Genomic DNA, 19595 nt, shown 5'->3' on the forward strand with positions numbered 1-19595 from the left:
CGTCGACGTGATCGCCACGGGCGGGGCATGCGAGGACCGATCGCACCGCCGCAGGTGCCGCTCGCGGCCAGCCGTGCCGATGTGTTCGCGGACCTGGTGCAGGACTCCGTGGAGCGTCTTGAGCGGCGCTGGCCGCAGCTCGCCGACATCGATTTCCTCGTGCTGGAGGTGCCTCGCCTGGAGGGGCGGGGCGATCAGGTGTGGAGCGACGAGGCCGTGCCGCTGGGCGGGGTCGTTCCCGCGCGGGACGGACGGCGGGCGCGGGTCGTCGTCTACCGGCGGCCGGTGGAGATCCGGACGAAGGGGCGGGACGAGCGGGCCGCGCTGGTGCACGAGGTGGTCGTGGAGCAGGTGGCCGAGCTGCTGGGGCTGACTCCGGAGACCGTGGATCCGCGGTACGGGGAGGACTGACGGACCAGCGACCGGGCGGGACGGGGCGGGGCAGCGGACCGATCCGCCCGCTCCCCCGCTCTGCCCGTGGTCGCGGTCCTACTTCTGCACCACCGAGAAGTCCTGCGTCGTCCGCGGCACGGCCACCATCCCCCGGTCGTTCGGGAGGGTCTGGATCGTGAAACCGGGCACTCCCCCCTCGGTGGCCGCCAGCGTGCGGGAGGCGTAGACCGGGCCGCCCGAGGTGGTCTCGACGGTGAGTGCGTAGGTGCCCTGGAGGCCGGAGGGCACGGGGGCGTCGACGTCCTGGGTCGTACCGGACTTGATCGTGTACGTCTTCGTCGCCGCCGTGCCGCCCTCGCTGCCCGCCGAGGCGGTGACCTTGACCGTGGCCGTGGCGGTGGGCGCGGTCAGGGCGAGGGTGCTGCCCTTGGCACTGTTGTCGGCCGACGTCGCGCGCGTGCCGACGGGGGCGGTGGCCGGGATGAAGGCCGTCTCCTGCTTGTCGCCCTTGCCGCGCAGCACCTGGAGCGCCGCCACGACCGGGACCGACTGGTCCGTGGGGGTCAGCACCAGGGAGCCCGCCTCGCCACGGGTGACCGCGCCGAGGTCGGCCGTGGTCGTCATGCCGGACTTCACGTGCAGGGTCTCGTTGCCGGCCGGGGTGATCAGGCCGTCGGGCGAGGCCAGGCGGACCTTCAGGTCGGCGTCGTCGCCGCCGGGGGTGAAGGCGATCAGCCGGACGTCGGTGGCGTCCTTGGGGATGCCGGGCAGGACGAGGCTGGGGGCCGGGTCGGCGGCCGGGGCCAGCCAGTCGCCGCCCACCTTGGCGTCCAGGGCCTGGACGGCCGCGCCGAGCCGGCCGCTGCGCACGCTGACGTGCACGGTCAGGTCGGCCTGTCGTTCGTCGGTGAGCGTGGAGAGCAGGATCGGCTTGCTCGCGTGCGGCGGGACGGTGAGGTTCTCGCCGAGCGGGGACTTGATCGCGCCGTCCTTGCCGTACAGCTCGATGTCGACGACGGCGGCGGAGTCGTCGGGGTTGGTCAGGTGCACGTAGTCGGTGCGGTCGGCGGACGTGCTGGCGCCCGGGAACCAGAACTCGGAATCCGCGGCGCTGCAGTTGACGCCCTGCAGGCCGCGGCCGGTGCCGGCGGCGACCTCGGTGGTCTCCTGGAGCGTCCAGCCGGGCGCGTACCTGCCGTCGGCGGTGCCGATGAGCGCGGGCCCGTCGGAGCCGGAGGTGTCACCGGTGGCCGGGGTGCCGGGCGCTTTGGGGGTGAGCACCGGCTGGCCCGCGGTCTTCTTTGCGCCCTTGGCTCCCTTCGCGCCCTTGCCCGTCTGGGAACCGCCCGTCTGGGAGTTGCCCGTACCGTCCGCCGACTGCTCGGCAGCCGCCTGGAGTTGGGCCGTGCCGCTGCTCGTGGTGCCCTCGGTGACGGGCGTGAACGAGGTGTACGACGTGTCGGCTATGTCCGAGATGCTAGGCGCCGGGCACAGCAGGCTCGTGCGCTCCACGGGGAGGTTGGCGGCCGCCTTGGGGGCGGCGCCGGACGCGGCCGGGCCCTCAAGCGCGGCGAACGCGGTGATGGCGGCCACCGCTGTGGTGCCTGCGATCAGGGACAGGGTGGTGCGGTTCACTGCTGGCTCCCGTCGGGGCGCTCGCTGCCGGTGCCGTGGGGGTGCTGGGCCGGGTCGTAGCCCTGCTGGGCGGGGTCGTACGCCGGGTCGTAGCCCTGCTGGTAGCCCGTCGGGTCGTAGGGCATCTGGTCGGCCGTACCGCCGTAGGCGTACGGGTCGTACTGGCCCGTCTGGTACGGGTCGTGGGCGTAGGCCTGCTGGTCGTAGCCGGGGGTCTGGTACTGCCCGCCGTGCTGGAACTGGTCGGTGCCGTAGCCGGTGTATCCGGCGTTCGCGTAGGTGGCCTGGTCCCAGTCGCCGTAGGGCTGCTGGTGGGGTACGGCGGCGGCCGGGGGCTCCTGCGGCATCTCGGGCGCGCCGGCCTGCCCCTGCTCCTGCTGCTGGTCTGCGGCCTGCTCCTCGGCCTGGGCACGCAGGCGGCGGGCGCGGCGGCCCTCGCCCGGGCCGGCCTGGGCGGGCAGCGGCTGCTCCTCGGGCAGGTCGTCGTCGACGTCACGGCGGCGGCCGGGCAGGGCGAGGACGACCAGGACGACGGCGAGCGCGCCCTGGGCCCACAGCCACGCGGTGTGGGTGAACGGATCGTCGTAGGTGACGTCCAGCCGACCGCCGGAGGCGGGCAGTTGGAAGCCCTGGGCCCAGCCGTCGACCGTGGTGCGGGTGAGCGGCTTGCCGTCCAGGGTGGCCGTCCAGCCGGCGGAGGCGGTGTCGGCGAGGCGCAGCACGCGGCCGTCGGATCCGGTCGGGACGGTCGTGTGGATCTCCACCGGTCCCGCGCTGACCGACTGGGCGGTGCCCGAGCCGCCGGCGGGAACGATGGCGGCGCGGGAGACCTCCTGGTCGACGCGCCACAGGGCGCTGCCGCCCTGCTGGCTGAGCCGGGACAGGCCGGGGGTGGCGTCGAGGACACGGGTGAAGTCGCGGGGCGCGCCCTTGTGGACGAGGACGTAGCGCACGGCGAAGCCACCGAGCTGGTCGGCCTGGTCGGCACCGGAGCCGGCGACGAGGTTGGCGACGACCTTGTCCAGCCTGGTGTTCTCGGCGCCGGCGGCACCGAGTTCGGCGTCGCCCATGCGAGCGCCGGAGCCGCGGACCAGGGTGTAGCGCACGCGCGCGGTGGAGTCGCTGTCGAGGATCAGGGTGCGGGCCTGGTCGCCGGTGCTGGAGTCCTCGGCGACGAACGCGGGCACCTGGGTGGGGTCGTGGCGCTTGAGGGGGCCGTCGGCGCCGCCGATCATCCAGCCGGCGGCGATGAGCACGGGTCCGGCGGCGGAGGCGAAGGCGATCAGGGCGGCGACGGGCTGGCGCCAGCCGAAGCTCTGCTCGGCCACGCGCGCGCGTGCGCCGTCGGCGCCGAGCGCGGCGGCTGACAGCAGGGCGATGCCGTAGACGAGGGTGGCCGGTCCGGCCCAGGCGGACCGGTTGGACAGGACGGCGAGGACGAGGCCGACGAGGGCGACGGCCCAGGCCGTGCGGATGCCCAGTTGGCGCTCGGAGCGCAGGAGCGCGGCGAGGGCGGCGAGGACGATGCCGATGAGCATCAGCCCGTGCACGGTGCCCGCGCCGCCGGGGCTGGCGCCGAGCAGGTCGAGCGCGGAGGCGGTCGAGGGGCCGTAGTCCAGGCCGGCTTCCTTGAAGAAGCCGGTCGGGAGGAGGGTCAGCGACCAGGGGGCGAGGAGCAGCAGCGGGGTGCCGAGCTGGGCGAGGAAGCGCAAGGAGTGGGCGACGAGGTCGCCGCGGCGCAGGACCAGCACTCCGAGGCCGAGAAGCAGCGCCAGGGGCCAGACGATCGGCGTGAAGGCGGTGGTGATGGTCAGCAGCAGCGCGTACGCCCAGGTGGCGCGCCAACTGCCGCGAGCGCCGGAGCGGTTCGCGAGGCCGCTGGCGGCGATGCCCGCGCGCGCGATGAGCGGCAGCAGTACGGCGAGGACGGCGGTGCCGATACGGCCGCCGGCCAGGGCGCCGGTGGTGGCGGGCAGGAAGGCGTAGGCGATGGCCGCCCACGCGCGCAGCAGCCGGGAGGCGACGAGCGGCCGGGAGGCGAAGTAGGCGGTGCACCCGGCGAGCGGCACCGAGGCGACCAGCAGGACGGTGACCGCGAGTCCGGTGGAGCCGAACAGGATCGTGGCGAGCATCGCGACGATCGCGAGGTAGGGCGGTGCGGACGGGGTGCCGCCCGCGCCCACCGGATGCCAGGCGTCGGCGAAGCGGGACCACAGCTCCCCGGCGCCGGCCGGGGCGGGCAGCAGGGCGCCGCCGGTGAGTGCGCCGCTGCCGAGCAGGGCGCGGCAGGCGACCAGGGAGATGAGCAGCAGCGCGAGGAAGAGCACCGGGCCGGGCCTGCGGGCGATCCGCTTGAGCCGGGCGAACTGCTCGACCTCCAGGAACTCGGCGTCGTCGCCGCCGGGCCCGGACTCCACGGCGCCGCCGTGCCGGCCGGCGGAGGAGGTGTCGGGGTCGGAGCCGCCGGAGAAATTGCCCGCGATCTGCTCGACGGTGGCCCGGACGGTGGCGCCGGGCGGGGGCAGGAGCTGGCGCAGTTCGCCCTTGTCGATCTGCGAGGGGCCGCGGCGGCGCCGGGCGGCGATGATCCGCTCGGGGCGCAGCAGGGTGCTCAGCAGGCCGCGGATCTCGTCGACGGCCTGGCCCGGGACCTTGCCGACCAGATAGGCGACGGTCCGCAGGACCGTGCCGAGGACCAGTCGCAGCAGCACCCAGGGCAGCGCGGCGCCGCGGGTGTTGGCGAGGAGGGTGTAGACGGCACCGGCCTTGTCGACCTTGTGCGGGGAGGCGGCGGTGCGGCCCGCACAGTCGACGGCGCGGCGCTCGCGGGAGGCGGCCTCGGCGTGCCGTACGACGGCTTCGGGGGCGACGAGGACGCGGTGGCCGGCGGCGTGGGCGCGCCAGCACAGGTCGACGTCGTCGCGCATGAGGGGCAGTCTGCGGTCGAAGCCGCCGAGCTGTTCGAAGACGTCGCGCCGGATGAGCATGCCGGCGCTGGACACCGACAGCACGGTGCGCACGTGGTCGTGCTGGCCCTGGTCCTGTTCGCGGCGGTCCAGGCCGGTCCAGCGGCGGCCGGAGTTGGCGATGGAGACGCCGACCTCGAGCAGCTGCCGGCGGTCGTACCAGCCGCGCAGTTTGGGGCCGACGACCGCCACGTCGTCACGGCCCAGCTCGAGTTCGGTCTCGACGACCCGCAGCAGCTGGGCGAGGGCATCGGGTTCGGGGGCGCAGTCGTCGTGCAGCAGCCAGAGCCACTGGACCGGCTCCCCGTGCGGGAGTTCGGGCAGGTCGTAGGCGTCGTCGCGCCAGGAGCGGGTGACCGGGTCCCAGCCGCTGGGGCGTTTGAGGTACGGCAGCTCCTCCGGGGTGAGGACCGGAGCGGTGCGGCTCGCCTCCTCCACGCCCTGGCCGAAGCCGGTGCGGCGGGCGAGGTGCAGGACGTTGCCCTCGCCGAGGGCTTCGGTGAGCAGCCGGGCGGAGTCGTCCGCGCTGCCGGTGTCGGCCGCGACCGCGTGCTGGACCGGACGCTCCTGGCCGAGCAGCCCGGCGAGGGCGTCGGGCAGCCAGCGGGCGCCGTCGTGGGCGACGAGGACCGCGGTGACGACATGGCGCGGGAACTCGGGCGTGGCAGCCGGGTCTTGGGCTGCCGTATGGCTGTGCACGGACATCGAGGTACGGGCCCCGGTTCGATGGACTGCGGTGGACACCCGTGCCGTGCGGGGACAGCGGGGCGTCTCGGACGAGCGCCCACACTATCGGCTGCCCATGTCGACGGCCCGCCGCCTGTGGATAACCCATGAGCGACGGGCCGTTCGTGACGATTTGGTGTGGATGTGCGGTCAGACGGCGGCCTTCTTCAGGCGACGGCGTTCCCGCTCGGACAGGCCGCCCCAGATGCCGAAGCGCTCGTCGTTGGCGAGGGCGTACTCGAGGCATTCGGAGCGGACCTCGCAGGCGAGGCAGACCTTCTTCGCCTCTCTGGTGGAGCCGCCCTTCTCGGGGAAGAAGGACTCGGGGTCGGTCTGGGCGCACAGCGCGCGCTCCTGCCAGCCGAGTTCCTCGTCCGCGTCGTCGACCAGCAGTTGCTGCACCAGCTCGGTCATGTGCGCCCCTCGTCTGTCTTTCGCGTCCCCGTGCGTCAGCCGCTACCGATTTCGGCTGAACGACACGAGTGAAATTACAAGTGTGCTGCTCCGGGCGAGTCAAGCCGAGATCTGCTATTGAGCCCGTTATTCACTCTGCGGAACCAAGGCCATGCGGAAAGTGTTCAAATCGCCATAAACCTTGACACGCGGCCGAGGCCCGAGGGGGCGGTCGAACCCGTACCCCCTCTGTACGAAGAAGGACGGCTCCGTGTTCGATCGCGTTGCAACGAGGCTTGAGCGCTCGGTTGTGCCGCATGTGTCCGGAGGCCCGGGTGAACAAACCTTTCACCTGACAGAAGAACCGGATGAGGTGAAACGCGTCCCACATATCGGGCGCCGAGTTGACAGCACAGGTGTGAGCCGCTGTGCTGGTGGGCATGCTCGCGCATTCGGCTCCCACCTCGACCCGCACCGCCGGGTCCCTCGGTGCTGCCCGGGTGTGCTGTAGCTGTTGTTGCTGTTCCAGCTGTTGAGCCACACCTCGCTCCGGCTGCAGGCCGTGTCCCCCTGCGACGCGGTCCCCGTTCTTCCGTTCCCTCTGGCCTTCTTTCACTGAGGAACCAGCGCACCCCATGAACAGCGACAACGATCTCCAGATCGCCGGCGACATCCTCGAAGTCCCGCACCTGCTCCAGCCGCCGCGCGAGCACCCGGCCACGGTTGCCGAGTTCGTGGGCCTCGCCCGCGCGATCGCCGCCGACCGCTCCCAGTGGGCACATCTGGTCCGCTACGACGCGACGACCCGTTGGTACCACCGGCTGCGCACCGGCCCCGGCTACGAGGTGTGGCTGCTGTCCTGGGTGCCCGGACAGGGCAGCGGACTGCACGACCACGGCCGCTCCTCCGGTGTCCTCACCGTCCTGGAGGGCGCCCTCACCGAACGCACCGAGCGCGGCACGCGCGCGTTGGCGTCGGGCGCACAGCGGGTGTTCGCGCCGGGGTACGTCCACGAGGTCGTCAACGACACGCTCGAACCGGCGGTCACCCTGCACGTCTACTACCCGGGCCTGACCGAGATGCCCATGCTCCCCCAGTCTCGGCTTCGTTCGGCCGGGGAGACCTCCACCTCTCCCCACTGCGAGGCACCCAGCGAGCCGCGCCCGGTCACCGCCTGAACCGCACGCCTGCCCGACCTGCCCGAAACCCGACCGTCGCACGTCCGGCGACTGCCTGACGCGTTGTCGTACCCGCCTGCAAGACTTGGGCCCATGCGCATTGTGGTTCTGGCAGGCGGCATCGGCGGTGCCCGTTTCCTGCGCGGTCTGAAGCGGGCCGTGCCGGACGCGGACATCACGGTGATCGGCAACACCGGCGACGACATCCACCTCTTCGGGCTGAAGGTCTGTCCGGACCTCGACACGGTGATGTACACGCTGGGTGGCGGCATCAACGAGGAGCAGGGCTGGGGGCGGACGGACGAGACGTTCCGTGTCAAGGAGGAGCTGGCGGCCTACGGGGTCGGGCCGGAGTGGTTCGGTCTCGGCGACCGGGACTTCGCCACGCACATCGTGCGGACGCAGATGCTCGGCGCGGGCTATCCGCTCAGCGCGGTCACCGAGGCGCTGTGCGAGCGCTGGCAGCCGGGCGTGAAGCTGATCCCCATGTCCGACGACCGCGTGGAGACGCATGTGGCCGTCGAGGTGGACGGCGAGCGCAGGGCGGTCCATTTCCAGGAGTACTGGGTACGGCTGCGCGCCGAGGTCCCCGCGGAGGCGATCGTGCCCGTCGGCGCCGAGCAGGCCAAGCCGGCCCCCGGCGTCCTCGAGGCCATCGCCGCGGCGGACGTCATCCTCTTCCCGCCGTCCAACCCGATCGTGTCCATCGGCACCATCCTCGCCGTGCCCGGCGTCCGTGAGGCCATCGCGGACGCGGGCGTGCCGGTGATCGGCCTGTCCCCCATCGTCGGGGACGCGCCCGTGCGCGGGATGGCGGACAAGGTGCTCGCCGCGGTCGGCGTGGAGTCCACGGCCGCCGCGGTCGCCGAGCACTACGGCTCCGGCCTGCTGGACGGCTGGCTGGTCGACACCGTGGACGAGGCCGCCGTCGGGCGGGTCGAGGCCGACGGCATCCGCTGCCGGGCCGTGCCGCTGATGATGACCGACGTCGACGCCGCCGCGCAGATGGCGCGCGAGGCGCTGGCACTGGCCGAGGAGGTGCGGGCGGTATGACCGAGGGCCGCCCGGAGTACACGGTCCGGGCCCTGTCCGGCATCCCCGAGGTGCAGCCGGGCGACGACCTCGCCAAGCTGATCGCCGCCGCGGAGCCGGGCCTGGCCGACGGGGACGTCCTGCTGGTCACCTCCAAGATCGTCTCCAAGGCCGAGGGCCGGGTCGTCCGGGCGGACGACCGGGAGGCGGCGATCGACGCCGAGACGGTCCGGGTGGTGGCCCGCCGCGGCACCCTCCGCATCGTCGAGAACCGGCAGGGCCTGGTCATGGCCGCCGCCGGTGTCGACGCCTCCAACACCCCGGCGGGCACCGTGCTGTTGCTGCCCGAGGACCCGGACGCGTCCGCGCGCGCGATCCGCGACGGCCTGCGCGCCGCCCTCGGCGTCGACGTGGGCGTGGTCGTCACCGACACCTTCGGGCGGCCCTGGCGCTCGGGGCTCACCGACGTGGCGGTCGGCGCCGCGGGCGTGCGCGTGCTGGACGATCTGCGCGGCGGCACGGACGCGTACGGCAATCCGCTCAGCGCGACGGTCGTGGCCACGGCGGACGAGCTGGCCGCCGCGGGCGACCTGGTCAAGGGCAAGGCGGCCGGGCGGCCGGTCGCCCTCGTACGCGGGCTGCCGCACGTGCTGGAGGGGGACGACGCCGAGGGCGCGGGGGCGCTGGTGCGCACCCCGCGGGACGACATGTTCCGGCTCGGCACCTCCGAGGCGGTCCGCGAGGCGGTCACCCAGCGGCGCACGGTCCGGGCCTTCACCGACGAACCGGTGGACCCCGGTGCGGTGCGGCGCGCGGTGGCGGCGGCGGTGACCGCACCGGCCCCGCACCACACCACGCCCTGGCGGTTCGTGCTGCTGGAGTCGCAGGAGTCGCGGACACGGCTGCTGGACGCGATGCGGGACGCCTGGATCGCCGACCTGCGCCGGGACGGCAGGAGCGAGGAGTCCGTCGCCAGGCGGGTGCGCCGCGGGGACGTGCTGCGCAACGCGCCCTACCTGGTCGTCCCCTGCCTGGTCATGGACGGCTCGCACCACTACGGGGACGCACGGCGGGACGGCGCCGAGCGGGAGATGTTCGTCGTCGCGATGGGCGCGGGCGTGCAGAACCTCCTCGTCGCGCTCGCCGGGGAGCGGCTGGGTTCGGCGTGGGTGTCGTCCACGATGTTCTGCGCGGACGTCGTGCGCGAGACGCTCGCGCTGCCGGCGCACTGGGATCCCATGGGCGCGGTGGCCGTCGGCCACCCGGCCGAGGAGCCGAGACCGCGGCCGGAGCGGGACGCGGGGGCGTTCATCGAGGTGCGCTGAGTTCGGCGTACGCCGCCGCAACCCTCGTACAAGCGCCTAGTCTCGTAGGACTGCACCCGCTCCCCAGGACCTCACCCGTGGCAGGACGATTCGCTCAGCGGCCCACGCGTACGACCGTGCGCGGCGGCCATGCCGGTGTGCCCGCACGCGGGGCCCCGGGGATACCGCGGCAGGCGGCGGAGCCCGCACGGGTACGGCGGTGGACGCCGCAGGGGCCGCTCGATCTCGCCCTGGTGCTCGGACCGCTGCGGCGCGGGCCCGCCGATCCCACCTTCCGGGCCACCCCGGACGGATCCGTGTGGCGGGCCAGCCGTACGCCGGCCGGGCCGGGCACGCTGCGGGTGCGCGCGTACGGCGGTGAGGTGCTCGGCGAGGCCTGGGGGCCGGGCGCGCAGTGGCTGCTGGACGGGCTGCCCGAGCTGCTCGGCGCGGCCGACGATCCGGAGGCGTTCGTGCCCCGGCACCGGCTGGTGGCGCTGGCGCGGCACCGGCGGCCGGGGCTGCGGCTGACGCGGACCGGGCTGGTGCTGGAGTCGTTGATCCCGTCGGTACTGGAGCAGAAGGTCACGACCGAGGAGGCGTACCGGGCCTGGCGGCTGCTGGTGCGCAGGTTCGGGGAGCCGGCGCCGGGTCCCGCCGGGACGTCCGAGCGGCCGATGTGGGTGATGCCCGCGCCGCGGACCTGGGCGCTGATTCCCTCCTGGGAGTGGCACCGGGCCGGGGTCGACGACAAACGGGCGGCCACGGTCCTGCGGGCCGTGCGGGTCGCCGCGCGGCTGGAGCAGGCGGTGGAGATGCCGGCGGACGAGGCGCAGGCGCGGCTGGAGGTCGTACCGGGGATCGGGCCGTGGACCTCGGCGGAGGTGGTGCAGCGCAGCCATGGGGCGGCGGACGCGGTGACGGTCGGGGACCTGCATCTGCCGCGGATCGTCGGGTGGGCGCTGGCGGGGGACCGGGATGCCGACGATGCGGTGATGCTGCGCCTGCTCGAGCCGTATGCCGGACAGCGGCATCGGGCGGCCCGGCTGGTCCTGCTGAGCGGTCAGGTGCCGGCCCGGCGGACGCCGAAGATGCCCCGGGTGGACATCGGCCTGCTGTGAGACGGCCCGCAGGGGCACCGGGCACGAGGAACGGCGCGACGAGCCACGCCGGGCCGGAACGCACGACAGGCCCGAACGGCGGCATCGGGGCTGACACCGCCCCGCCGTACTCGGCGGACACCGCCCTGTACTCGGCGCAGACCGTCCCGTACTCGATGGGGTTCCGGGGGCGCAGCCTCCACGGGCTGCGGTCCCCGGAACCACCCGTACGGCTACTGGTCCGAGGAGAAGCGGAGCGACCCCGCAGGGATGTGGGCGTCGCACCACACCCGTACGCCCTCGCGCAGCTCGTTGTCGGGGCCGACGACCGCGCCGTCGCCGACGACCGTGCCGGTGAGGACGGAGCGTTCGCCGACGCGGGCCCGCGTGCCGATCAGGGAATCGGTGATCACCGCGCCGGGCTCGATGACGGCGCCCGGGAGGATCGTCGAGCCGGAGATCCGTGCTCCCTCGGCGACGAACGCGCCCTCGCCCACCACCGTGCCGCCCGTCAGCTTGGCGTCCGCCGCCACCGTGGCCGTCGGCAGGACCAGGCGGTCCCCGCAGCGGCCGGGGACGGCCGGGGACGGGGCGCGGCCCAGGACCAGGTCGGCCGAACCGCGCACGAAGGCCGCGGGGGTGCCGAGGTCCAGCCAGTACGTGGAGTCGACCATGCCCTGCAGGTGGGCACCGGCGGCCAGGAGGTCGGGGAACGTCTCGCGTTCCACGGACACCGGGCGGCCCAGCGGGATCGCGTCGATGACCGAGCGGCGGAAGACGTAGGCTCCCGCGTTGATCTGGTCGGTGACGATCTCCTCGGGCGTCTGCGGCTTCTCCAGGAAGGCCAGCACCCTGCCCGTCTCGTCGGTCGGGACCAGGCCGTAGGCGCGCGGGTCCGTCACCTTCGTCAGGTGCAGCGAGACGTCCGCGCCCGTCGACTCGTGGGTGTCCACCAGCGCCTTGATGTCCAGGCCGGTGAGGATGTCACCGTTGAAGATCAGGACCGGTTCGTCGGGGCCCGAGTGCAGCCGCGAGGCGACGTTGCGGATCGCGCCGCCGGTGCCGAGAGGCTCCTCCTCCGTGACGTACTCGATGGTCAGGCCGAGGGCGGAGCCGTCACCGAAGTACGGCTCGAAGACCTCGGCCAGATAGCTGGTGGCGAGGACGATGTGGTCCACGCCTGCCGCCTTGGCCCGTGCCAGCTGGTGCGTGAGGAACGGCACCCCGGCGGCCGGGACCATGGGCTTGGGCGTGTGCACCGTGAGCGGACGCAGCCGGGTGCCCTTGCCACCGACCAGGAGGATCGCTTCTGTCACCTGTCGTCTCTGCTTTCTTCCTGCCGGGACCGGTCGAACTACTCGTTCTACTCGTTTCGGTTTCGGCCGGTCAGTGTATGCAGACCGTAGCGACGGCGCCCTTGACGACCCCGTAGTTTGCCACGAGATCGGTAATAGAACGGTGTGAGACCGGCGAGCCCCCGCCGACGGCGGTGAACGCGCGCCCCCGCCGGCACGCCCAGAACGGGGCATTCAGCGCCCCTGGTAGCGCGCCGCACGGGAACGGGCCCTACCGAGACCGGCGTAGAGCAACGCGCCGGGGCACTCGGTGGCGAACCCGTCCCGATGGCCGGAGATCACGTTCAGTCGTACGTTCTTACCCTGGGGATAGAGGTTGCCACCACCCGACGTGAGATATGTCCTTCCGCTCGGATCGCCCCCGTAGAGCCCGAGCTTCCACGCGGTGAGCCGGGCGAGGGCCGTGACCACCGCGCCGGGCGGCTTGGTTGTCTCGTAAGTGCCGATCACGGCGATGCCCGTGCTGTCGCCGTTGAACCCGAGGGTGTGCGCGCCGAGGACCGCCTTCGCCACGCCCCCGGCCCGGCCCTCGTAGACGGTTCCGCACTTGTCGACGAGGAAGTTGTAGCCGATGTCCCGCCAGCCCATGCTCGTGACGTGGTAGCGGTAGATACCGCGGATGACGGAGGGGGCCTGGGCGCAGGTGTACTGGTTGCCCGAGCCCGTGTGGTGCAGGAACACCGCCTTGACGTTCCTCGTGTAGCCGAACCCGGGTTCGCGCAGCGACTCGTCCGCGCCCCAGCCCCGGCGGGTGACGATCCGCGGGCGGGGACCGATGTACGGCTGCCCCTGCACCGGGCCCTGCAGCCGGGCGAGTTCCTGCCCGGTGGCCTGCCTGTCCAGCTCCGGGATCTCCAGAGCGCCGAAGCCGGTGAGGTCGCTGTTGGCGGCGGAGGCCGTGCGCTGCGCGTCCGTGTCCTGGCCGGTGCGGGGCGGGTCGGCCGGCGCACCCGGGGGCGGCGTGCCGTCGCCCCCGGGGTCGACCAGTTCCACACGCAGGCCGGACGGCAGGGGCCCCCGCGGACCGGCCGCCGTACGGCTGCGCGCCGTGGCCGCGCTCTCGGCGCGGACCCGTACGTCCACGCCGTCCGAGGCCCCCACCCACAGCGGCGCGGTCGCCCCGCGCACCCGTCGTGCGGTCCGCTCCGCCGTACCCGGGTCGGGGCCGTGGCCGGCGCCCTGCGTCTCGACGTCCTGCCAGCCCGACCAGGTCCGTTCGGCCGCCGACCGGGTGCGCACCTGGACCCGGCCGTGCAGTTCGGTGCCGGGGTCGTCCCACACCACCCCGAGCAGCGAGAAACGCTCACCGCTTGCCCGGTACAGGCCCAGCCCGGGGGGCGCGCCGAGGCCCCGCTCCTGGGAGAGGGGGACGAGGGGCAGCGAGCGGGTACCGCCCGCGGCCGTGGTTTCGGCGGTCGCGGCCACCGCGGTGACCGTCGGCAGGGGCAGCGGGAACGCGAGCATCGCGGCGCAGGTGACACCGATCGAGGAAGTCAGGAATCCACGCATGGGCATGATCTTTGACATAGTCAGACAATCCTGTCCAACGGTGATCTGACGGACCGTCGGACACCGCTGCGCCGAACCGGTGGCACGGGCACGCGGTGCCTGCGCCCGCCCGCGTACCCTTTCCCGGGTGAACGCCACCGATCGCACCCCTGCCGACCTGCTGGCTTCCGCGCTCGCCGCGGACCCCGGCCGCCCGCTGGTGACCTTCTACGACGACGCGACGGGCGAACGCGTCGAACTGTCCGTGGCCACCTTCGCCAATTGGGTGGCCAAGACGGCGAACCTGCTCCAGGGCGACCTCGCCGCCGAGCCCGGCGACCGGGTCACCCTGCTGCTGCCCGCGCACTGGCAGACGGCGGTGTGGCTGCTGGCCTGTTCCTCGGTGGGTGCGGTCGCGGACATCGGCGGGGATCCGGCGACAGCCGACGTGGTGGTCAGCGGCCCGGACGCGCTCGACGCGGCGCGGGCCTGCCGGGGGGAGCGGATCGCTCTCGCGCTACGGCCGCTGGGCGGGCGTTTTCCGCAGCAGCCGGAGGGGTTCGCGGACTACGCCCTCGAGGTGCCGGGCCAGGGGGACCGGTTCGCGGCGTTCGCACCGGTGGATCCCGAGGAGCCGGCGCTGATCGTCGCCGGACGGGAGTTCAGCGCGGCCGAGGTGGTCGAGCGAGCCCTGGCCGAAGCGCCGGCACTGGATCTGACGGGGCCCGGTTCGCGCCTGCTGTCCGGGATGTCGTACGACACGTGGGAGGGGGTCAGCGCCGGGTTGTTCTCGCCGTTGGCCGTCGGCGGGTCCGTGGTGCTCTGCCGGAACCTCGACCGGCTGGGTGAGGAGGGGCTCGCGCAGCGGATCGAGAGCGAGAGGGTGACCGCGGTTCGGCGGTAGGCCCCGGGGCCGCCCCCCCTTCCTCGGTCCTCCCCCCGGTCCTCCCCCGATCGGCGTAGCAAAGGGCGCTGCCCGCCCCCTTCCCCGCCATCGTCGTAGGAGCAGCACATGACGCTCGTACGCCGACGAGGGGGTGCCCCGCCCGTGACCGACACCGCAGGCAGGGCTCCCGGGCCCGGTCCCGGGGCCTCGGCCACCGGGGACGGGCTGGTGCGGCGGCGGCGCCGACGGTGGGCCGAACGGACGGCACTCGGGCTGGCCGGGCTCCTCGTGGTGGCCGGCGGTGCCGGCTGGGCCCTGTACGCCAAGCTCAGCGCCAACATCACGGCGGACGACGCGGCAGCCCGGGAACTCGCCCGGTACGAGCGGGAGCGGCCCACCGCGCTGGTACGTGGCGCGCAGAACATCCTGCTGATCGGGTCCGACACGCGGGCCGGTGAGGGAAACGCGCAGTACGGGCGGGATCTGGGCAGCGAGCGGTCGGACACGACGATCCTGCTGCACCTGGCCGCGAACCGGCGCAGCGCCACCGCCGTGTCCCTGCCGAGGGATCTGATGGTGGACATCCCCGGCTGCCAGAAGGCGGACGGCAGCCGCAGCCAGCCGGTGTTCGCGATGTTCAACCACGCATTCCAGGTGGGCGGTTCGGCGTGCACGATCCGTACCGTCGAGAAGCTGACGGACGTACGGATCGACCATCACGTGGTCGTGGACTTCCGCGGGTTCAAGAAGATGGTGGACTCCGTCGACGGTGTGCGGGTCTGCCTGAAGGAGCCCATCGACGACAAGGCCGCCAGGCTCAGGCTGCCCGCGGGCAGGGTCATGCTCGACGGGGAGCAGGCGCTCGGTTTCGTACGGGCCCGCAAGTCGCTGGGGGACGGCAGCGACACCGAGCGGATGGAGCGGCAGCAGCGCTTTCTCGGCGCGCTCGTCAAAAGGGTGCAGAGCGGTGACGTCCTGCTGAACCCGGCGAAGCTGTATCCGGTGCTGGACGCGGCGACGTCCTCGCTGACCACCGATCCGGAACTGGCCAGTCTGCGCGGCATGTACCAATTGGTGCGCGGGCTGCGCACCATCCCCGTCAAACAGGTGCAGTTCCTGACGGTGCCGAGGGAGTCGTACGTCTACGACGCCAATCGTGACCAACTCGTGGAGCCCGAGGCCGAGAAGCTGTTCGCCCGGCTGCGGGCCGATCAGCCGGTGGCGGTGACGAAGAACGCCCCGGGAACCGGGCCGACGGCGCCGCGCCCCAAGGGCGACGACACGGCCGACGGCGAGGACGGGAGGGCCGGCAAGGGCGTTCCCTCGCCCGCGCCGACCTTCCGCGGCAGTACCGCCGCCGAGCACGGCTGCGCGTGAGGCGCACACCGGCGCGCCCGCATTCCGCTCAGAAAATGAGGGGTATTGCCCAGTTGTAGGAAGGCGAATTTGTCACCGACGTCGCTTGACGCTGAACTGGGCGGATAGTGTGAGCGATCCGGTGCACCCGACCGCGAGGTCCGTCCTGGGGTCGTGCACTGATTCACCAAGACCTGAGCGCCTTTGAGGGGGAAGGTGCCGCGTGGCCCCGACGGAGGATTCGGACAATCGTGGACGCGCAAGGCCGTGGGCGGGCGGACGACATCGATCCCGCTGACCAGTGGGTACTCAATCCGGAGACCGGCGAATACGAATTGCGACTGGGCACTTCCGCACCGCAGTCGTCGGTCCCCGGTCCGCGCAGACCGGCTGCCCAGGAGGACGGCGGCACGCGGCGCCGCCGCAACGACAAGGCGCCCGGCGAGACCCGGGAGATGCGATCGGTGCGCGCTGGGGACGTCCCTGCGCCGCGGTCGTCCCGGCGCCGGGGCAGTGAGCCGGAGCCGCCGCCGGGGCGGCGCGCCTCGCGGCGGCCGGTGAAGAAGAAGTCGAAGGTCAAGAAGGTCCTGGCGTGGACCGCGGGCGGCACCGCGTTCGTGCTGGTCGCCGCGGGCACCGCCGGCTACCTCTACCTGCGGCACCTCGAGGGCAACATCAGCTCCACCGACGTCGGCGACGCGGGCTCGAAGGGCTTCAGCAAGGACGAGGCCTTCAACCTCCTGGTCATCGGCACCGACAAACGCACCGGCAAGGGCAACGAGGGCTACGGCGACAAGGGCAGCGTCGGGCACGCGGACACCAACATCCTGCTGCACGTGTCGAAGGACCGGACGAACGCGACCGCGCTCAGCATCCCGCGCGATCTGATCGTCGACGTCCCGGACTGTCCGACGAAGCAGCCGGACGGCAGCACCAAGGTGATCCCCGGCACGGCCAACGTGCGCTTCAACACCAGCCTCGGTCAGGACGGCCGTGACCCGGGCTGCACCATGCGCACCGTCGAGGCGGTCACCGGCATCCACGTGGACCACTTCATGATGGCGGACTTCAACGCGGTGAAGACCCTGTCGAGCGCGGTGGGCGGCGTCGAGGTGTGCGTCACCCACCCCGTCAACGACAAGGAGTCCCATCTCAAGCTGCCCGCGGGCAAGTCGGTGGTGGAGGGCGAGCAGGCCCTGGCCTTCGTCCGCACCCGGCACAGCTTCGGCAACCAGGGCGACCTGGACCGCATCAAGGTCCAGCAGCAGTTCCTGGGTTCGCTGATGCGCAAGATGTCCTCCAGCGACACCCTCACCAACCCCTCCAAGCTGCTGGACCTCGCGGAGGCGGCGACCAAGGCGCTGACCGTCGACACCGGCATCGACAGCATCGGCACCCTCAAGGACATGGCGCTGGAGATGAAGAAGGTGCCGCCGAAGAACATCACCTTCACCACGGTCCCGGTGATCGACAATCCGGCCGAGAAGGTCCACGCGACCGTGGTCGTCAACCAGTCGGCGGCGCCGGCCGTCTTCGACGCCGTCAAGAACGACGTCTCCTTCACCGAGGTGAAGAAGAAGCAGAAGGCGGCTAAGGACGCCGAGGCCGCCCGGCTCAAGGGCAGCAGGTCCGCGCCGGCGGACGTGCGGGTACGGATCCTCAACGGCGGTGCCGACGCGGGCAGCGCGCAGGAGGAGCTGTCCTGGATGCAGACCCAGAAGGGCGTGCTCAAGTCGGAGAACGCGGGCAACGCCCCGGCGCAGGCGAAGAACACCACGCTGGAGTACGCCCCCGACCAGGCCGCTCAGGCGCGGGAACTGGCCGCGCTGATGGGACTGCCCGGCTCCGCGCTCAAGCCCGGCAAGAGCGTGATCAACTCCCAGGGGCTGCCGGCGATGACACTGACCCTGGGCAAGGACTTCAAGGGCGCCGGGGTGTCTTTCACCGCCGCGCAGAAGGCGCCGGACGTCGACAAGTCCACGGCCAACGAGGTCAAGTGCGCCTCATAGGTAACCCTGCGGGCCCGTCGTGCGTCTAACCCGACGCGGGACGGGCCCGTTTCGTGGCGCAAGGGTGGGGCGCAAGGGTGGGGAGGGCAGGAAGCTTGGCACACAGCGATGTGCAGGGGGAGGCTGCCGCGGGGGACGACACGATGTCGCTCACCCCGCGGACCGCGGACGCGGCGGAAGGCTCCGGCCGGCATGGGGGCAGGCGGGGCACAGGCGGCGGGCAGACCGACAGACGGCGGCGCAGACGGCGCGCCCTGCGCTGGTCGGCGACCGTGCTGGCGGTGGTCATACTCGGTACGGCGGCGGCCGGTTACCTGTACTACGAGCACCTCAACGGCAACATCCGCAAGGGCGAGCGCAGCAGCGGCGACGCCCGTGCGCAGAAGACCGCGCCCAACGCGGCCGGCCAGACCCCGCTGAACATCCTGCTGATCGGCTCGGACAGCCGTAACTCCGCGGAGAACCTCAAGCTCGGCGGCAGCAGGGACAGTGTGGGCGCTCCTCCGCTGGCCGACGTGCAGATGCTCATCCACCTCTCCGCGGACCGCAAGAGCGCCGCCATGGTGAGCATCCCCCGGGACACCCGCGTCGACATCCCCAAGTGCACGGACCCCAAGACCGGCAAGGTCTACCCGGCGACCAACGACATCATCAACACCACCCTGGCCCGGGGCGGAGCCGGCTGCACACTCACCACGTGGGAGAACCTCACCGGGGTCTACATCGACCACTGGATGATGGTCGACTTCTCCGGTGTGGTGAGCATGGCGGACGCCATCGGCGGGGTCGACGTCTGTGTGCGGCAGAACGTGTGGGACCACCCGACCCCCTCGGTGCCCGGCGGATCCGGGCTGAAGATGACGGCGGGCACGCACAAGGTCCAGGGCGTGCAGGCCCTGCAGTGGCTGCGCACCCGGCACGCATGGGGCAGCGACCTGATGCGCGCCCGCGCCCAGCACATGTACCTGAACTCGATGATCCGTACGCTCAAGAAGCAGAACGTGTTCACCGACACCGGTCGGCTGATGCACCTTGCCGAGGCGGCCACCAAGTCACTGCAGGTCTCCGAGGAGATCGGCACGGTCAAGAAGCTGTACGACCTGGGCATGCAGCTGAAGTCGGTGCCGTCGAACCGCATCACGAGCGCGACGATGCCCAACCTCGAGGATCCGCAGGACCCCAAGAACCACGTCGTCGCGGACGCGGCCAACGCCGACAAGCTGTGGGAGATGCTCCGCGACGACGTGCCGCTCGACAAGAACGGCAAGGCGTCGGACACGAAGCAGCCGTCGGACAAGCCGACCGGGACGGCCAAGAAGCCCTCGACGGACCCGGCCCGGCTCGGGGTGCTGGTGCAGAACGCCACACAGAGCTCGACCGAGGCGGCGGTGCCGGGCCGGGCCGGGGCGATCAGCCAGGCGCTCGCGCAGCTGGGCTACACCAGGGCGGCGGCCGACACCTCCGTGACACAGTCCGCGGACAAGACGGTCGTGCAGTACCCGAGTGCCGACCTGGCGGGCGACGCCCAGAGCGTGGCCAAGGCGCTGGGCATTCCGACGAGTTCGGTGCAGCAGTCGACGGGGGTGTCCGGGGTGACGGTCGTCATCGGCGCGGACTGGCGGACCGGCGCGAGCTATCCCAAGCAGTCCAAGCCGAGGGCCGGGGACCTGCCGACCAACGCCGACTCGGTCAACGGCGCGGACACCAACGACTGCATGGACGTCTACAAGCCGTATCAGTGGTGAGGCCCGACCAGGGCTGACCCCCTGCGGGC

At 72.6% G+C, this 19595-nt stretch carries 14 protein-coding genes; 9 read left to right on the forward strand and 5 right to left on the reverse strand.

From position 1 onward, the window contains the following. Positions 1–27 precede the first annotated feature (27 nt). Entirely contained in the window at positions 28–411 is a 384-nt protein-coding gene (locus GQF42_RS18805) for a metallopeptidase family protein (RefSeq protein ID WP_158921426.1), read from the forward strand. A 78-nt stretch (positions 412–489) separates the two neighbouring features. Here GQF42_RS18805 and GQF42_RS18810 read toward each other — a convergent pair whose 3' ends face one another. From GQF42_RS18810 to GQF42_RS18820, 3 genes are all read right to left on the reverse strand, one after another. Continuing rightward, entirely contained in the window at positions 490–2028 is a 1539-nt protein-coding gene (locus GQF42_RS18810) for a DUF5719 family protein (RefSeq protein WP_158921428.1), read from the reverse strand. After that, the gene (locus GQF42_RS18815) at positions 2025–5699 is read right to left on the reverse strand and encodes a glycosyltransferase family 2 protein (RefSeq protein ID WP_158921430.1); all 3675 of its coding nucleotides are present in this window, start codon (positions 5697–5699) and stop codon (positions 2025–2027) included. Before GQF42_RS18815 ends, GQF42_RS18810 begins: the two co-directional genes overlap by 4 nt. A gap of 171 nt (positions 5700–5870) precedes the next feature. After that, a complete protein-coding gene (locus GQF42_RS18820; RefSeq protein ID WP_003975777.1) occupies positions 5871–6134 on the reverse strand; it encodes a WhiB family transcriptional regulator in 264 nt (87 codons plus the stop codon). Between the two features lie 614 nt (positions 6135–6748). On the opposite strand from GQF42_RS18820, the gene GQF42_RS18825 reads away from it, so the two are divergent. The 4 genes from GQF42_RS18825 (at position 6749) to GQF42_RS18840 (ending at position 10748) form a co-directional block, all read left to right on the forward strand. Then, positions 6749–7291 carry a cysteine dioxygenase gene (locus GQF42_RS18825; protein WP_158921432.1) on the forward strand — a complete coding sequence of 181 codons (543 nt, stop codon included), beginning with the start codon at positions 6749–6751 and terminating at the stop codon, positions 7289–7291. Positions 7292–7384: 93 nt separating this feature from the next. Further along, positions 7385–8344, forward strand: a complete 960-nt coding sequence (cofD, locus tag GQF42_RS18830) for a 2-phospho-L-lactate transferase (protein WP_158921434.1) — start codon at positions 7385–7387, stop codon at positions 8342–8344. After that, positions 8341–9648, forward strand: a complete 1308-nt coding sequence (locus GQF42_RS18835; protein ID WP_158921436.1) for a coenzyme F420-0:L-glutamate ligase — start codon at positions 8341–8343, stop codon at positions 9646–9648. Before cofD ends, GQF42_RS18835 begins: the two co-directional genes overlap by 4 nt. A gap of 77 nt (positions 9649–9725) precedes the next feature. Continuing rightward, a complete protein-coding gene (locus GQF42_RS18840) occupies positions 9726–10748 on the forward strand; it encodes a DNA-3-methyladenine glycosylase family protein (protein WP_199272719.1) in 1023 nt (340 codons plus the stop codon). A 212-nt stretch (positions 10749–10960) separates the two neighbouring features. On the opposite strand, the gene manB is transcribed toward GQF42_RS18840, so the two are convergent. Further along, positions 10961–12043: a mannose-1-phosphate guanylyltransferase gene (gene manB / locus GQF42_RS18845; protein ID WP_158921438.1), complete on the reverse strand. Its 1083-nt coding sequence runs from the start codon at positions 12041–12043 to the stop codon at positions 10961–10963. Positions 12044–12256: 213 nt separating this feature from the next. Then, complete coding sequence (locus GQF42_RS18850; RefSeq protein WP_158921440.1) at positions 12257–13609, reverse strand: peptidoglycan recognition protein family protein; 1353 nt, start codon at positions 13607–13609, stop codon at positions 12257–12259. A gap of 109 nt (positions 13610–13718) precedes the next feature. Between GQF42_RS18850 and GQF42_RS18855 the strand changes: the two genes are divergently transcribed. The 4 genes from GQF42_RS18855 (at position 13719) to GQF42_RS18870 (ending at position 19566) form a co-directional block, all read left to right on the forward strand. Further along, positions 13719–14474: a TIGR03089 family protein gene (locus GQF42_RS18855; RefSeq protein WP_158921442.1), complete on the forward strand. Its 756-nt coding sequence runs from the start codon at positions 13719–13721 to the stop codon at positions 14472–14474. A gap of 144 nt (positions 14475–14618) precedes the next feature. Then, positions 14619–15833: an LCP family protein gene (locus tag GQF42_RS18860; RefSeq protein ID WP_158921444.1), complete on the forward strand. Its 1215-nt coding sequence runs from the start codon at positions 14619–14621 to the stop codon at positions 15831–15833. Between the two features lie 230 nt (positions 15834–16063). Next, positions 16064–17821, forward strand: coding sequence for an LCP family protein (locus GQF42_RS18865; RefSeq protein ID WP_158921446.1), 1758 nt, complete (start codon positions 16064–16066; stop codon positions 17819–17821). A 143-nt stretch (positions 17822–17964) separates the two neighbouring features. Further along, the gene (locus GQF42_RS18870) at positions 17965–19566 is read left to right on the forward strand and encodes an LCP family protein (RefSeq protein WP_158930302.1); all 1602 of its coding nucleotides are present in this window, start codon (positions 17965–17967) and stop codon (positions 19564–19566) included. Positions 19567–19595 lie beyond the last annotated feature (29 nt).

This window comes from Streptomyces broussonetiae, assembly GCF_009796285.1.
GTDB lineage: Bacteria > Actinomycetota > Actinomycetes > Streptomycetales > Streptomycetaceae > Streptomyces > Streptomyces broussonetiae.